This is a genomic window from Coleofasciculus sp. G1-WW12-02, assembly GCF_040219735.1.
In the GTDB taxonomy this organism is placed as follows: domain Bacteria; phylum Cyanobacteriota; class Cyanobacteriia; order Cyanobacteriales; family Coleofasciculaceae; genus Coleofasciculus.
This window is the reverse complement of the sequence record NZ_JAVJRX010000111.1, coordinates 14,484-29,409: the sequence shown is the minus strand read 5'-3', so window position 1 is coordinate 29,409 and position 14,926 is coordinate 14,484. Positions and strand designations below refer to the sequence as shown.

Genomic DNA, 14,926 nt, shown 5'->3' with positions numbered 1-14,926 from the left:
TACGCATTGATGTTAGGACAATACAATTGAGTAAAAAGGCAATACCTGATTCAGAGTTCCTGGAAGAGTTACGCCGTCTCAATGGTACACCCCAAGCTGTGCTAGAGAATGCCGAACTGATGCAGTTTGTGCTGCCTATCCTGCGATCGGATTTTGCGGTACTTGAAACCTATGTTTACACCCCTAAGTCACCCCTGAATTGTCCGATTTCCGCCTTTGGGGGTTCAGATGATCCAGAAGCGACCTGGAATGATTTGGAAGGGTGGCGGATTCATACCAGGGCTGCATTCTCATTGCGTATGTTGCCTGGAGATCACTTCTTTTTGCATTCAGCCGAGAGGTTGCTGTTGCCAATTCTTGCCGAGAATTGTCATTGACAAAGCGTGCGATCGCCTCTACTGTCTCTGAGCTGCGATCGCTAATTTGGTTCCCTCAATTTGACGCAACCGATCCATCACGCTTACCACCCGACCATGATCGACTTTTTCATCAGCATTGACAATGACAAGGGATTCACTATTCGGCACAACTAAAGCGCGAACGGCTTCTTCAAGCGCCTCTAATTCAATCGACTGGCGATTCAGTGCAATTTTTCCATCGGGCTGAATCGTAACCGTAATTTCAGTACTCGGCTGATTTTGGGCAGTTGTAGCATTCGGTAAATTCACTGACAACCCTTCTGAACGGGTCAAGTATAGCGTCGAAATAATGAAAAATGCCAAAATCGAGAAAATCACATCGATCATCGGTACGATGTTGATTTCCCCTGGCTTCTCTGACTCATCGGGAAGCCGCATAAACATCTCTCCTTTGCTCATATTGACGACGATAAAGCAGTTCTAACTGACCGCCATATTCCTGAATCAACGCCAGTTGTCGCTGATACAATCCTCGGAACATATTGGCGAAAAAGAGGGTAAAAATTGCCACAACCAACCCCATGACGGTTGAAACCAAAGCTTCGGAAATTCCACCCGTGACTCCCGTCGTGCGGGTTCCCCCAACATCACCAATATTCAGGGAAGAAAACGCTGTTATCAAGCCCAAAATCGTTCCCAAAAGACCGAGGAGAGGAGAAATACCAACAATCGTATCAAACACGGTATTAAATCGCTTCAACGTTGGCAATTCTGCCTGAGCTGCACTCTCTAAAGCCAGACGGAATTCCTCTGGGTTCGGGTTATCGAGTTCTAACGCTTCGAGAAAAATCTTGGCAATCGGCAAATCAGCATTCTGCTGTAGATAGTTGATAGCCGCGTCTGGCTTTTCTCGGTAAAGCTTCAGAACGTCTTTCACAACTCGGCGTTGCCGACGAGTGACCCGAAACCAAAAAAACAATCGCTCTACAATCAGGGCGACTGCCGCCAGGGAAAATAGGAGTAGGGGCCAAGCGACGATTCCGCCTGCCTGGAAAAATGGAATAATGGGCATAGCCTCTCTTGCAATTATGATTCAACAAGATCAGCCAGCTTTTGGGCTGACTGTGCGAAAACAAACTGAGAATTCTTTTCAATAAAATTATTGCTAATCGTCCTCATTGTCAAGTAGCTCCGTGAAAAAAGTCTTGCGTTTAAGGAGTGACGATCAACTTTCTACAAAGAGTAGAAAGGCTAAAACTGCCGCTGTATCTGCTTTTTAACCACTTGACACCTAGGTATTTATTGCAACTGCCTCACAATTTTTGACTTGACAGGCATACCAAAGCTAACTTTTTAATAAAAATTTTTTTAGGCAAGTCAGTCAGGTCTCAACCGTGCGAGTGGCGTTAGGTGCTAAAGAGGGAAGTTTGACAGTATGTCTTTTGACGTAGATGACCGTATCACTTAAGCTAAACTGTAGCTTTTTTGGGTCAGAGCCAAAGATATTCGCTTAGCACTTGCTAAAAGAAGCGAAATGGGGAATTCTATGCCATTATTGTCAAATAATCATGAAATTGAATCTCTTTGCGCCTAGCCTGATCCTGCTTAGCTGCGGCATTGCGCCAATTGTGATCGCTCAGCCAGATTCAGATTCCTCAATTATTGAGTTCAACCAAGCAGATACGAGTCCTAATACCAGGGGAGACAAGGGGGATGGAGACAAAAGAGAAAAATTCTTATCTACGAATGCAACTTCCTATAATCAAGAGTCTGTATCATCGCTGCGGGAAAATACCACAGAAGCGTCATCTGCACAACAGCCAAACTCAGACATTCCTCGACTCAGTGACATAGATTTTCCCTACACCAGCGCTGAGTTGCTAATCACCGAACCAATCTCTTCCACTCCCACACTGTCCCAAACCAACCAACCCTCTGATATCGAGGAGCAAAGTGAAATAGAAATTATCGTCACTGATGAGAGAGAGGTTTTTCCTGAATCCTCTAATCCGGTGTATGTGATTACCGAAGAAGAAATTCAAAATCGAGGCTCTAATAGCGTAGCTGAAGTGTTGAGAGGTTTACCTGGATTTGCAATTAATGATTTCGGGTTTGGTGCCGATATTCATACAGGAACTTACTACCGAGGGAATTCTATCAATCAGTCTGTATTTCTACTTAACGGTAGACCAATTGGGACTAATATCAACACTTATCATGGTGCAACTGACCTCAATAGCCTTCCCGTAGAGGCGATTGAAAGGGTGGAATTATCCAGTGGTACGAGTTCTACTCTATACGGCTCAGAAGCGTTTGGGGGAGTTGTTAACATTGTTACAAAACAAGGTCAACAAACTCCTAGACTGGATGCGGGATTCCAGTATGGCTCTTACGAACAATTGAACTCTCGAATTAGCTATGGCGGTTCGGATGGTTCCTTAAGATACAACTTCGGCTATGAGGAATACGAGGCAGATAACCATTATCGGGTTCCTGAAGGTGCAGCCAATCGGGATTCAGAGGGTCGTTTATTTAATGGAGATACGGCGACTAGCAACTACTTTGGTAATCTCACGCTCGATTTAAATCCCAGAAACACTATCAGTTTGGATGCTTACAAAATCAGTAGTCGTCGGGGTCTACTTTATTTTGGATTTCCCCTACAACGAGACCGACTAGATCATGATGTATTCAACATTGGTCTATCTGGGAAAACCCTGTTGAGTGGCGGTGAAGACTCGGTACTTACCACTACACTTGCCTATAACCAAGATTACTTCAACACCTATGGACCGACTCAAAATATTTACTATCGCACAGGCACACTCAATTCCCAAGCGATTACGGCACGAGTAGAGCATCAGTGGCAACTAACTCCTAGCAACAAGCTGATTTGGGGTGTTGATTTGCAAAACAACTTTTTAAATGGCGATGTATTGAGTACAGCGCCCGCTCGCAGTAACCTAAATGAAACTGAAAATAGAGATAGATTTCATGCAGCACTATTTGCTTTAAATACCTGGAAGCTCACCGATGCATTCCAAATCGATTTGGGGCTAAGGCAAAACTTTAACAGTGAGTTTGGTAGTAATTTAAACCCCAGTGTTGGGACACGATGGGCGATAACCCCAGGTATTGCTATGCGTGGAAGTTGGGTTTCAGTGCAGCGCAATCCTGGTTTAGACCAGTTATATGTCTATGACACAGTTCATAACTGGTTGCCCAACCCCGATCTAGACCCAGAAACGGGTTCTTCTTGGACGGCTGGACTAGATGTGAGTTTTTCTCCGAGTTTGATTGGACAATTTACCTACTTCGGGAGTAGCTTAAGCGATCGCATCGGAATACAAGTAGGGCGGTGGGAAAATATTGGTCTTGTCAAGACTAACGGCATCGAGATGGCACTTCGGTGGCAAATGGCTCCAGAGTGGTCAACCTTCCTCAACTACACTTACACTGATGCAGAGATTAAGACGGGTTCAGAGAAAGGCTTGCAGTTAGCTATGGTTCCTTACTCGGTGGCACAACTAGGTATCGGCTATGCCTCAGCCGGGTGGCAGCTTAACGTTTATGCCAGTTACAACAGTGGTTCTCGTAGAGCCTTTTTTCTCAATCCTGGTGAGAGTACTACAGAGTTCATTCCATCCTGGCTCAATTTAGATTTGAGTGCCCGTATTCCTGTCACTCCAAACATAGGGCTAGTTGTTTATTTAGAAAACTTGGCAGATGTGAGGTACGAGAAAGCCAATCGGATTTATCACCCCGGTTTGACGTTTCGCATCGGTTTGCAGAGCAGTTTTTGAGACCGACAGTAGCTAGGTTCAGTGGCTTCTTGTCAACTTTTGGGACTGTCAATCCTATTCCACCAAGCTCTCTAGCATATTATTGCAATTTTTTGTCAATTGATTGACCTTAAGTTTTCTCAACAAGAGTAAGAGATTTAAACTTGTGTGTCAAAATGTTAAAAAATACAAGCGTCGTGCTTCTTCGGTTTTTGCTGGACGCTCCTACCGCAATGCCTCTAGTGACTTTGCTTGACAATGACACCTTCGTCATTTTATGGTTAAGAACTTAATGCAAGTTATATGCAATAATTTGGAGCAGTTGAGACGATAAGCGCTCCCTTTATCAAGAAAGGTGTGTAGGGTTATGAGCATATCAAGCTTCTGTATAGAGCAGCACAAAAAGGAACAAGAGACTCTCAAAAAGTTTCTCGTCTATAGCTTCGCCGGGAGCGCGGTACTGCATATAGTGCTAGCCCTTGGCATAAGCTTGGCTTGGGAAACAAGACCAGAACTTGCCGAAGACCCCATTGAAATCATACTTGTGGAGGAACCCGAAGTACCTAAGGCAGAAGAACAACCTCTAAAAGAGACTCCAAAGCCAAAGCCAACACCAAAGGCAGTTGAAACCCCAACTCCACCGCAACCGACAAAAACGCAGATACCAGAGCCAATTAAACCGCAGCAACGGGCGGAAGCTTTGCCTCAAAAACCCGTCAAGCAACCCGTACCCGCTATACCAGCAACACCTCAAAGAGCCGTAACGCCACCTGCACCCACCTCAGTAGAGCCACCCACTGAACCGACAAGGGAACGCAGAACCGTTGTTACACCTCCCTCAGAACCGATTCGTGAACCCTCAGACCCGGCTCTATCACCACCTGAACCCGTAGCCATTAATAATTCAGCACCGCCACGCCCAGACAGAAATTCCCAACCGCTTCAGACTGACTCAGACGTAGAAAAACTTAGAGAACGCTTAAGCGAACCAACGACGACAGAATCAACAGCGCCCCCCAATGATGACGCCTCTGAAGCCAACCCCACACCCCCAGGTGCAGTGGCAACAAATCCCTCAGCTCCCCCACGACCCAGAGGAGTTTCTGGAATACTTTCTGATGCGTCAAAGATTACCGAAAACATTAGAGAGCGCTTGGGCGATAGTTTTTCCCCATCGACAGATTCTTTAAGTGATATTGCTAACCCTGGCTCACCAGGAGCAGTGGCGACCAATCCCTCAGCCCCCACACGACCAAGCAGTAGTTCCCAACCGCTTTCAGGTTCTTCTTCGGGTTCCCAACCATTCAGAGAAAGCTTGGGCGGTGGCAGTTCTGGCGAACGAGCTTCATCAAGTGAGGGCGACTCAATAGCTAATCCTGGAGTACCAGGAGAAGTGGCAACGAATTCCTCAGCTCCTACGCGACCAAAACCCGGGGGGGATCGAACTGAAGATGGAGGCAGGGTATTGCGTTGTATTAGTGGGTGCAATCCCGATTATCCCAACTCCTCTTTAAAAGGTGAGGAAGGCAGAGTCCCTGTCAATGTTGAGCTGGATAGAAACGGTAATGTAGTGAATGCGCGAGCGCTTAGGGTTGAAACTGACGGTACTCGCCGTAGCCAATTTGTGCAAGAAGCGGAGGCAGCCGCCAGGAAGATGAAGTTTACAAAACCTGAAGGTAGAAACTCTGTTACCGTCACAGTAAATATTAACTTTACACAACCAGGCTCTGAGCGTGATCGCCAAGCTCGCGAACGTCGAGAACAGAATGAGCGCGAACGCCAGCAAAGAGAACAGGAGCGTCAGGCGCAGCTCGAACGCGAACGTCAAGAACAAGAGCGTCAGGCGCAACTCGAACGCGAACGTCAAGAACAAGAGCGTCAAGAACAAGAACGTCAGGAACAGCTTGAACGTGAACGTCAAGAACAAGAACGCCAAGAGCAACTCGAACGCGAACGTCAAGAACAAGAGCGTCAAGAACAGCTAGAGCGGGAACGCCAAGAACAAGAGCGCCAGGAACAACTCGAACGCGAACGTCAAGAACAAGAACGTCAGGAACAGCTAGAGCGGGAACGCCAAGAACAAGAGCGCCAGGAACAACTTGAACGGGAACGCCAAGAACAGGTGGAAGAAGTACCCCCTCCCGAACCGAAAGAGTAAGAATGTAACCCAATGCCAGAGGCAATTCCTAAAAATAACTCAACAATTAGCCCCATCTATTCCAATAAAGGAGGTATTTGTCTAATGCTTCGTACAATCGGACGATTCGGAATAACGTTACTCATTGCCTCAAGCGTAGATATTGCCAGCCATGTTCTCAATCCCGCGATCGCAGTAGCAGGTGTCGTGACCTTACCCGATGGGGGTCGCTGCGAAGGGGCAATGAGCAACGGTAACCTCAACGGTGAAGTCGTCTGTGAATACGCGAATGGCGATCGCTATGAAGGAAACTTTGTAGATGGTAACAAGAAAGGTCAAGGCATCTACACCTTTGCTGATGGCGGTCGTTATGAAGGTGAGTTTAGCAACGACCAACCCAATGGCAAAGGTGTCCGGGTGTACGAAAATGGCGATCGCTACGAAGGGGAGTTTAAGGATGGTCAGCCTAACGGTACGGGAACCTACATTAGCGCTGATGGCGGTCGCTATGAGGGACAGTTTACGGATGGCAATCCCAGCGGTAGGGGAGCCTTTATTTTAGCTAATGGCGATCGCTGTGAAGGGGAAATTCAAGACAGTAGTCTTAATGGGATGGGGGTGTGCGACTATGCGAATGGCAATCGCTATGAAGGTGAACTGAGTGATGGTAAGGCGAATGGTCAAGGAGTTTACACCTTCTCTGAGGGGGGGCGCTACGAAGGAACTGTTAGCAATGGTCAGTTCAATGGCAAAGGGGTTCGGGAATATCCCAATGGCAATCGCTACGAAGGGGAATTTAGTAACGGCAAACCCGAGGGTCAAGGGGTGTACTTTTTCGCTAATGGAAACCGCTACGAAGGTCAATTCAGTAACGGTCAATTTAATGGCGAAGGTGTTTTCACCGACGCCAATGATAATCGTTACGAAGGACAGTTTAGTAACGGTAAGTTCAACGGCACTGGAATTTATACGTTTGCTAATGGTGATCGCTGCGAAGGACAGTTCAGTGAGGGTCAGTTAAACGGCAAAGCTGTCTGTAACTATGCCAGTGGGGATAGCTTTGAAGGAGAATTCCGCAATGGACAAAGGCAGGGGGAAGGTGTCTATATTTTTGCTGACGGAACCCGTGTGGAGGGAATGTGGGAAAATGGGGAGATTCAAAATTAGTTTTCTTTTTAAGGGAATGGGGAATGGGGAATAGGTGATAGAAAGTTATGAATTCATAATTCATAACTTAAAACTCTCTAAGACTTAGAACCTAAAATCTAAACCCTTTCTAGTTGAAATGGCAATAATTGTTGATTGAAGGAAGAAGCGATTGGCAAGTGAGAGTGCTACGGTAAGAGGGAAAAGTAGGGTGCGATCGCGCCTTTTACTCCCAGTGGGTTTGTCACTGAGTCTGTTGATTCTGCTAGTCAGCTTGGTGGCAAGCATTACCAGTGGTGTCGCAGATATTTCTTTTAGCACTGTATATGCAGCTTTAACCAACTTTGATGGCTCTACCGACCACCTGATTATCCGCACAGTCAGATTGCCGCGATCGCTGATTGCCATGCTAGTGGGTGCCGCCCTTGGGGTGGCAGGTGCCCTGATGCAGGGATTAACTCGCAACCCTTTAGCGTCCCCCGGAATCCTGGGCATTAATGCGGGTGCGGCAATGGCAGTTGTCATTGCTGTTTTCCTCTTCGGCTCGTCTTCCCTGAGTGTCTATGCCTGGTGTGCCTTTGGGGGGGCAGGTGTTACGGCAATCACCGTCTATTTGCTCGGATCTCTGGGTCGAGGAGGACTGACTCCACTCAACCTGACGATTGCGGGTGCGGCATTGACGAGCTTACTGTCCTCACTCACAACTGCCATCCTCATCCTTAGTCAACAAACCCTCGATGAAATCCGCTTCTGGTTAGCTGGATCGGTGGCGGGTCGGGATTTCACGTTGTTCTTACAAGTGCTGCCTTACATCGGTATTGGATTAGCGATCGCGTTTGCCTTAGGGAAACAAATGACCACCCTAACCCTTGGTGACGATGTTGCTAAAAGCTTGGGTCAACAAACCGCATGGGTGAAACTAACCGCCGCCGTGAGTGTGGTTTTGCTGGCAGGGAGCGCTGTCGCGGCGGCTGGTCCGATTGGATTTATTGGTCTGGTCGTTCCCCACATCGTCCGCTTCTTAGTGGGCGTTGATTATCGCTGGATTCTGCCTTATTCTGCCATTTTTGGTGCCATCTTACTCTTGGTCGCCGATATCACTGCCAGGGTGTTGATTAGTCCTCAAGAACTACCCGTGGGTGTCATGACTGCTCTAGTGGGCGCTCCGTTCTTCATCTATCTAGCGCGGTTCAAGGTGAGACGATGAGAAAAAGCTGGCTGATTATTCGTCCCCGACTATTGCCTATATCGTTCCGTATAGAACGGCGAGTGCCAACCGTACTACTCGTATTGGTTTTGGTTACTCTCGCGGCGATCGTTATCAATGTGGGACAGGGGGAATATCCCATCCCACCATTGGCTGTTTTAAAAACGATTGTGGGGTTGCCGACGGCTAACCCCGACTATGCCTTTATTGTAAATGTGCTGCGGTTGCCCAGAACGTTGGTCGCCTTTGGGGTGGGAGTAGGATTAGCCATCTCTGGGACGATTCTGCAAGGACTGACACGCAATCCCTTAGCCGATCCCGGCATCATTGGGGTGAATGCGGGTGCGAGTTTAGCTGCTGTCAGTTTAATCGTTTTATTTCCAGATGTGCCGCTGTTTGCCCTACCTTTGTCTGCCTTTGCTGGGGCGTTGGTTGTTGCCATCTTTATCTACCTTCTGGCTTGGGATAAGGGCAGTTCTCCCATCCGGTTAATTCTCGTCGGTGTCGGAATAGCCGCTATCCTAGGGGCTTTGACGAATTTAATGGTCACATTGGGGGAAATTAATAGTGTCAGTCAGGCATTGGTTTGGCTGGCGGGAAGTGTCTACGGACGGGGTTGGCAGCATGTCGGGGCATTATTCCCCTGGCTGGCGGTGTTTGTACCCCTGTCGTTGGCGCTTTCGATGCCACTGAATACCCTCTCCCTCGGAGATGACCTTGCCAGAGGACTGGGGGCGCGAGTGGAATGGCAGCGGGGTTTGCTATTGCTAATGAGTGCGGCAATGGCGGGCGCGGCTGTGGCTGTGGCGGGTACGATTGGCTTTGTGGGATTGATGGCACCGCACTTGGGGCGTCAGTTGGTTGGACCCAACCACGAAGGGTTAATGCCAACAGCAGCACTGATGGGTGGACTAATTATTGTGCTGGCTGATTGGTTGGCACGGGTACTCTTTGCGCCCATCGAGTTGCCCTGTGGTGCGATTACCGCCGCTGTCGGTGCCCCTTATTTTCTCTATCTGCTGGTTCGCAACCGCAAGCGATGACCCTATTTATTCATAAAATGAGCTTATTGTCAACTCGCCGACTTTCTCTGGCGTATGATGGAACACCAGTGATCACGAACCTCGACCTGGCAATTCCTGTCGGGAAGATTACGGCTTTGGTTGGACCCAACGGCTGTGGTAAATCAACACTGTTGCGGGGACTGGCGAGGTTGCTCAAGCCTTGTGCAGGTACAGTTTACCTAGACGGGACTGATATTTTCAAGCGCTCAACAAAAGCTGTGGCGAAGCGACTGGGAATTCTCCCCCAAAGTCCAGTAGCTCCGGAGGGGTTGACGGTTCGAGATTTGGTCGCTCAGGGTCGTTACCCTTACCAAAACTGGTTGCAGCAATGGTCAAAAGACGATGAAATCTTGGTGGAGAAGGCGCTTTTCATTACAGGGATAACCCCACTAGCAGACCGAGTACTGGACACGCTTTCTGGTGGACAACGGCAACGAGCTTGGATTGCTATGGCACTCGCTCAGGATACGGAAATTCTGCTATTGGATGAACCAACAACGTTCTTAGACTTGGCGCATCAAGTCGAGGTATTGGATTTGCTGTATGAGTTGAACCAGAGCGAAGGGCGGACGATTGTTATGGTACTGCATGACCTGAATCAGGCGTGTCGCTACGCCGATCATCTGGTTGCCGTGCGGCAGGGTCAAGTTTATACACAAGGAGAGCCAATGCAAGTTGTGACGGAGGCGATGGTGCGTGAAGTGTTTGGTTTGGACTGTCGGATTGTGCCTGACCCGGTAGCGGGGACGCCGATGTGTGTACCAATGGGTCGCTGGGTGAGGGAATTGCCACCGAAAAACTAGACCAGCGCGGCTTCAAATCAGTAGATAAACTACCCAGACTTGCTAAGAGCAGAGGTCTGGGTTTTCAGTAGCCCTGAAGCTATCAAACAAGCTAAGCTGAACACATTCGGGAGTTCTGTTTAACTTGCACGAGAGCCCCGTGCCTCCAGGCTGGTTTATAGACAGCCCCACAAGTGCAATATTATTGGCTCCATTAAAGTCGGCATCTCCATGCCAACCACAATGCCCACATTTGAAAGTCTTGCCACTTGGCGTAAGACTTTCCTTTCTCGCACTGATTGGATATGTTTGCCGTCCCATTTCTCCCCAACGGACGTAACGGCAATGTCGCGACGCCCTAAATCGATACCAATTACCTTATCGGTATTTTGGGGATCGGGAGGAGTATCCTTAATCTGAATGTGCAGGTAGAAGCGACCATCTTGGTGCTTACACAATTGAGCGGAAGTTGGGTTCCTCCCTTTGAGTTTTCCTCTGGAGGTAGTTACCCAGAGTCAATTCAACTCGCTCTCTACCGCGAATGGTGGCAAGGCTTACCGTCCAGTCGTGTTCACGAAGTCGAAACAAGTCCTTATCGCAGTCCATGCTGGTTGGGGCAAAGCTTTTAACAGGTTTGCCTTTTAACTTAGCCACCTTACGGTTAGCCGATACTCTTGCACAAGCCCTAACAGCCATATTTGCCACGAGGTTAAACTCGTTCTTGATGGTTCGGTAGGTTAGGGACACAATGGCAATCTTGTTGGTCAGCTTAGGGTCTGTATGTTCATTCACGTAGTTGCATGCATCCGCAAACGCCTGAAGGGTTACCTCTAAGAAGGCAACCTGTTCAGGCGTGGGTTGAAGCTTTACAACTATCGTGAGAACTTGTTTCATGGCGAGCATTTTACCACCTATCGGGAAATAATTGGAAATACTTCGGGCATTTAGCCCTTGTATCTCCTGCTATCCCCCTACGGCTTACCTCCACTTCGTAAAGGTTGAAGCAAGATTCCCCTCGCGATTCAGGTGGGAAAAAAATTAAATCGTCCTACTCGCTTGGCGCTCTCTATTTCCTGTGGCTGCTTTATCGAAATCAAAAGTAAAATTTTAGGGAAGAGAGAAAATTTATAAAGGGTTATGCTCCTTTATATTTATGCCCCCTCAGCCGAGATCTGAGTTTTTTTTGACTTTTCACCTTTTCTTCACAATTGTTCGATAGATTTAATCATAGTTGTTACCCTGATGTGGAAGTGATTACCCACCCCCTACCGAAATGGCGGGGGTATTTTTTTTGGCGTTCACTAGTTTTTCACTTTGTTTGCATAATCTAGAGACATCATCGAGTTCGACAAGGATGGAAGGCTCTTTTGTAGCCGACTTCCCCCAGTTCCCTAACTGGGGGTTTTTTTCAATCTATGGGACAACCAGGCAGACGGTTAACCTAATCTCGGATAACCCTGATACACTATACTTTAGCCAAGTACGAGTACCAGCGACAGTAAGTACTATGGTTCAAGCCCAGTCTCAACCTTTGACCTTTGAAGAATATTTAGACCTATATCCTGAAGACGGCGGCATTTACGAACTGATCAACGGAGAAATTATTGCAGTGAACCCTAGGGGTGATCATGAAGAAGTTATCGCCTTCATTGTTGCCGAACTAAATTTCGAGATACGCCGTCAGCAGCGCCCTTATTTTTTACCCAGAACCTGCACCATCAAACCCAAAACCCTCTACATGGGCTATAAACCTGATATTGTCGTGCTGGATCAAAGGGCTATTCCAGAAGAACCCCTCTGGAAACCAGCCTCTACGATTACCCAAGGTTCATCCGTACCATTAGTTATTGAAGTCGTGAGTACCAATTGGCGCGATGACTATGGTCATAAATTAACCGACTACGAAGCCTTAACCATCCAAGAATACTGGATTGTTGACTATCTTGGCTTAGGAGGGCGTCGCCATATTGGTTTTCCCAAGCAGCCAACGTTGACGGTATGCGAACTGATTGATGATGAATATCAAATTCGCCAATTTCGAGGCGATGACAAAATTATCTCAAAAACGTTTCCGGAATTGAATTTAACCGCCGCAACAATTTTTGCCGCAGGGAGAACCCTATAATCCCAATGAGTAGGTGGACACAATTAAAGTTAACGGTTGAGATTAGGGAACTCTTAACAGGGAACAGTAAGGGTTTAAAGGCGATTTACCCTTTATTTTTAACGACAAGCCGTCGCACCCATCGCCAAGCTTTAATTGTTACCTCCTCCAGCCAAAGCATACCCACATCCAACCATTCCATGATTTCCTCTAAGGGGTGTTTAACATACCCTGTGGGAATTGCTTGAGTTTCAATCCAGTCGGGTGCTGGTTCGATATCACTAATTGGGGAATGCTGAATGGGTTGTTCTGGAATGTTTTGAGTGTTGAGTGTTAGAGAGGTTGAATGGGTTAATAGAGTAGGAGAATTTGTAGGAGTTTGCTCTAAGAACGTAGCCGGAGATACCTTGACAAATACTCGATTTTGTGAATTATTCGATAATCCCGTAATTAATGAATTTTGTAATGGAACTGGATAGAAAAGTGGGCTTGTCGGGTTAACCCTTTGCCTCTGGGGTTGAGGCGGTTGTGCCTTTGGTTGTTTTCGAGCCGTTACAGTCAGTTTTTTTTGTTTTTTGGAGAAACTTAAACGCTGGAGAATAGCACCAATGGAGTTTTGCCAGATGGCAGTTTTTTTGAGTGTAAACCCTGGGGGAAGTGGGGTTGGGTTGGGTTGCGGTTTTCCCTTCAGCCAAATGGAATCAGTGACAAAAGGATTCGGTGTGGAAGTGGGTTCTGGATCGCCAAATAAATCATCCCAGGTTAACCACGGATCGGGTTCATTCGTATAGGAGAATGCTGTCCCCGGAAGGGTTACGGAAGCGGTTGAGTTAGTGAATCGTTGGTTAATATCCTCGGTGGGGTTAATCGAGGTTGCTTCTTGTTGGCGGAATCGGTGAGAACTACCCTGACTAAAAAAGTAGTCGATCGCGGCGTAAATTAATCCTACCAGCCAAAAGGGGTGAGATTCTGATGTCTCGGTTGGATTAGCTGGCTCTCGATAGGTGATGAATGAGGTTTTGAAGGTTTGCAGTAGAGTTTGGCTACGTTGACGGAGTGCGATCGCAACGTGATTGGATGTCTGTAAAGGGTGCGATTCCCATTGGGCAATAGTATCATCTATAGCGGCTAATGTTCCCCCCGGTGCAAATTGTTTCAGCCAGGAATAGGCAAGGTTTTGGGGGCTCTTGGCGCCAGATGCGATCGCAACAGTCGGTTCTTGCTGTTCTGAGAAGGTAGACTCACCAAAGAGATTAATCGCGATCGCAACGGGACTGGTTTGTACCCATGCCATGAGTTGCCAGAATAGTCTTAAGGGGAGAAAGAGAGAGGGTTTAGCCAAGTGAGTGAGTTGGCGTTGCACCCCAGAAGTCTTTAAATTATCAACTAAACGCCACTGACGATACAGGGTAGCCAGTTCCCAGCTTATTTTAGCGGCTAATTTTTGCTGTTGTTCTGGGGTGAGGATATCCAGAATTTCATTAGCGACGGAAACGAGAACTAGAGTTCGGGTGGAGAGGAGGGTGGCTACGCCTTGAATTTCTACCCGTGAGGATGTGGAAATATTCTGATTCGGGGATGAGGTATCGGTTATTTTATTTATGTCTATTCCAATAAGCCTTGGCGAATGGAATTCGCAGCTAGACAAACCCAGTCCGCCTAACCTTCGGTAAGCTTCGTTAACGCGGACTGGCGGAACAAGGATTTGGGAACCCGCGAAGGCGGGTTTCGTTTGTGTAGCTGCGGTTTTAACCGCCCTATTGAGAATGGTGCAAGATGTGAGTTGTGACTGAGATGGTTCAGGTAGAAGTAAAGTTTCAACTTGCTTGAGAACCTGTTGAATCGGGGTATCAACAGCAGGCGGTTGTTCTGACGGTTGGGATTGGGTCAAAGCTTTTAATCGAGTCCATCCCGTTTTTGCCTCTGCCGAAAGTTGCCGAACAGCCGTGAGACTGCCTTGGACAACCATATATATAGGATAGAGGAGAATCTGCGTTCCCCAAACTGCAGCTACTTTCAGATTTCGGATTGCCCGTTCACCGCGATCGATGAATCGGCGAGAATGGTGATTGATAAGATTGAACAATCGACTGCGGTAGCGACCTGGGGTAGAAGCAGACATAGTGATGCAAGCAGAAGCAGCGATGACTCATTTATTATTTCATACTGTGACATGCACCCGGGGACAAGATTCCCAGAAACTTAATCATCCGCCCGGAGTTCAAACTCCGGGCTAAGAGCTACTGTCCATTAAAATGGACTAAAATTCTTATCCAGTCGTCTAAAGACGAATGCAAGCTTTTGGTTCCTTGGGTTTAAACCCAAGGCTGATTAATGCGACAGGT

At 47.5% G+C, this 14,926-nt stretch carries 13 protein-coding genes; 8 read left to right on the top strand and 5 right to left on the bottom strand.

The features are described from left to right. Positions 1–26: 26 nt before the first annotated feature. Entirely contained in the window at positions 27–377 is a 351-nt protein-coding gene (locus RID09_RS18420; protein WP_446337377.1) for a thioesterase II family protein, read from the top strand. An 18-nt stretch (positions 378–395) separates the two neighbouring features. On the opposite strand, the gene RID09_RS18415 is transcribed toward RID09_RS18420, so the two are convergent. Together RID09_RS18415 and RID09_RS18410 are read right to left on the bottom strand one after the other, a co-directional pair. Beyond that, positions 396–797, bottom strand: a complete 402-nt coding sequence (locus RID09_RS18415) for an ExbD/TolR family protein (protein ID WP_446337376.1) — start codon at positions 795–797, stop codon at positions 396–398. Continuing rightward, positions 781–1,431, bottom strand: a complete 651-nt coding sequence (locus RID09_RS18410) for a MotA/TolQ/ExbB proton channel family protein (protein WP_446337375.1) — start codon at positions 1,429–1,431, stop codon at positions 781–783. The genes RID09_RS18415 and RID09_RS18410 overlap by 17 nt, the downstream gene beginning before the upstream one ends. A 496-nt stretch (positions 1,432–1,927) precedes the next feature. Between RID09_RS18410 and RID09_RS18405 the strand changes: the two genes are divergently transcribed. The 6 genes from RID09_RS18405 (at position 1,928) to RID09_RS18380 (ending at position 10,498) form a co-directional block, all read left to right on the top strand. Continuing rightward, positions 1,928–4,162 carry a TonB-dependent receptor plug domain-containing protein gene (locus tag RID09_RS18405; protein WP_446337374.1) on the top strand — a complete coding sequence of 745 codons (2,235 nt, stop codon included), beginning with the start codon at positions 1,928–1,930 and terminating at the stop codon, positions 4,160–4,162. Positions 4,163–4,508: 346 nt separating this feature from the next. After that, on the top strand, positions 4,509–6,299 hold the full coding sequence (locus RID09_RS18400) for a TonB family protein (protein WP_446337373.1): 1,791 nt from the start codon (positions 4,509–4,511) through the stop codon (positions 6,297–6,299). An 84-nt stretch (positions 6,300–6,383) separates the two neighbouring features. Continuing rightward, positions 6,384–7,445, top strand: a complete 1,062-nt coding sequence (locus tag RID09_RS18395; RefSeq protein ID WP_446337372.1) for an MORN repeat-containing protein — start codon at positions 6,384–6,386, stop codon at positions 7,443–7,445. Between the two features lie 190 nt (positions 7,446–7,635). After that, positions 7,636–8,631 carry a FecCD family ABC transporter permease gene (locus RID09_RS18390; protein WP_446337384.1) on the top strand — a complete coding sequence of 332 codons (996 nt, stop codon included), beginning with the start codon at positions 7,636–7,638 and terminating at the stop codon, positions 8,629–8,631. After that, on the top strand, positions 8,628–9,674 hold the full coding sequence (locus tag RID09_RS18385; protein ID WP_446337371.1) for a FecCD family ABC transporter permease: 1,047 nt from the start codon (positions 8,628–8,630) through the stop codon (positions 9,672–9,674). The genes RID09_RS18390 and RID09_RS18385 overlap by 4 nt, the downstream gene beginning before the upstream one ends. Positions 9,675–9,691: 17 nt before the next feature. Next, positions 9,692–10,498, top strand: a complete 807-nt coding sequence (locus tag RID09_RS18380) for an ABC transporter ATP-binding protein (RefSeq protein ID WP_446337370.1) — start codon at positions 9,692–9,694, stop codon at positions 10,496–10,498. 155 nt (positions 10,499–10,653) lie between these two features. On the opposite strand, the gene RID09_RS18375 is transcribed toward RID09_RS18380, so the two are convergent. Together RID09_RS18375 and RID09_RS18370 are read right to left on the bottom strand one after the other, a co-directional pair. After that, positions 10,654–10,935: a hypothetical protein gene (locus RID09_RS18375; RefSeq protein ID WP_446337369.1), complete on the bottom strand. Its 282-nt coding sequence runs from the start codon at positions 10,933–10,935 to the stop codon at positions 10,654–10,656. Continuing rightward, a complete protein-coding gene (locus RID09_RS18370) occupies positions 10,928–11,371 on the bottom strand; it encodes a hypothetical protein (RefSeq protein ID WP_446337368.1) in 444 nt (147 codons plus the stop codon). The genes RID09_RS18375 and RID09_RS18370 overlap by 8 nt, the downstream gene beginning before the upstream one ends. Positions 11,372–11,984: 613 nt before the next feature. Between RID09_RS18370 and RID09_RS18365 the strand changes: the two genes are divergently transcribed. Beyond that, positions 11,985–12,602 carry a Uma2 family endonuclease gene (locus RID09_RS18365; protein WP_446337367.1) on the top strand — a complete coding sequence of 206 codons (618 nt, stop codon included), beginning with the start codon at positions 11,985–11,987 and terminating at the stop codon, positions 12,600–12,602. Between the two features lie 85 nt (positions 12,603–12,687). On the opposite strand, the gene RID09_RS18360 is transcribed toward RID09_RS18365, so the two are convergent. Then, positions 12,688–14,703: a hypothetical protein gene (locus RID09_RS18360; protein WP_446337366.1), complete on the bottom strand. Its 2,016-nt coding sequence runs from the start codon at positions 14,701–14,703 to the stop codon at positions 12,688–12,690. Between the last annotated feature and the right edge of the window lie 223 nt (positions 14,704–14,926).

Coding starts and splice junctions, on each gene's coding strand:
- RID09_RS18365 (WP_446337367.1), top strand. CDS start 11,985: ATGGTTCAAGCCCAGTCTCAACCTTTGACCTTTGAAGAATATTTAGAC.
- RID09_RS18370 (WP_446337368.1), bottom strand. CDS start 11,371: ATGAAACAAGTTCTCACGATAGTTGTAAAGCTTCAACCCACGCCTGAA.
- RID09_RS18410 (WP_446337375.1), bottom strand. CDS start 1,431: ATGCCCATTATTCCATTTTTCCAGGCAGGCGGAATCGTCGCTTGGCCC.
- RID09_RS18395 (WP_446337372.1), top strand. CDS start 6,384: ATGCTTCGTACAATCGGACGATTCGGAATAACGTTACTCATTGCCTCA.
- RID09_RS18380 (WP_446337370.1), top strand. CDS start 9,692: ATGAGCTTATTGTCAACTCGCCGACTTTCTCTGGCGTATGATGGAACA.
- RID09_RS18360 (WP_446337366.1), bottom strand. CDS start 14,703: ATGTCTGCTTCTACCCCAGGTCGCTACCGCAGTCGATTGTTCAATCTT.
- RID09_RS18405 (WP_446337374.1), top strand. CDS start 1,928: ATGAAATTGAATCTCTTTGCGCCTAGCCTGATCCTGCTTAGCTGCGGC.
- RID09_RS18400 (WP_446337373.1), top strand. CDS start 4,509: ATGAGCATATCAAGCTTCTGTATAGAGCAGCACAAAAAGGAACAAGAG.
- RID09_RS18415 (WP_446337376.1), bottom strand. CDS start 797: ATGCGGCTTCCCGATGAGTCAGAGAAGCCAGGGGAAATCAACATCGTA.
- RID09_RS18385 (WP_446337371.1), top strand. CDS start 8,628: ATGAGAAAAAGCTGGCTGATTATTCGTCCCCGACTATTGCCTATATCG.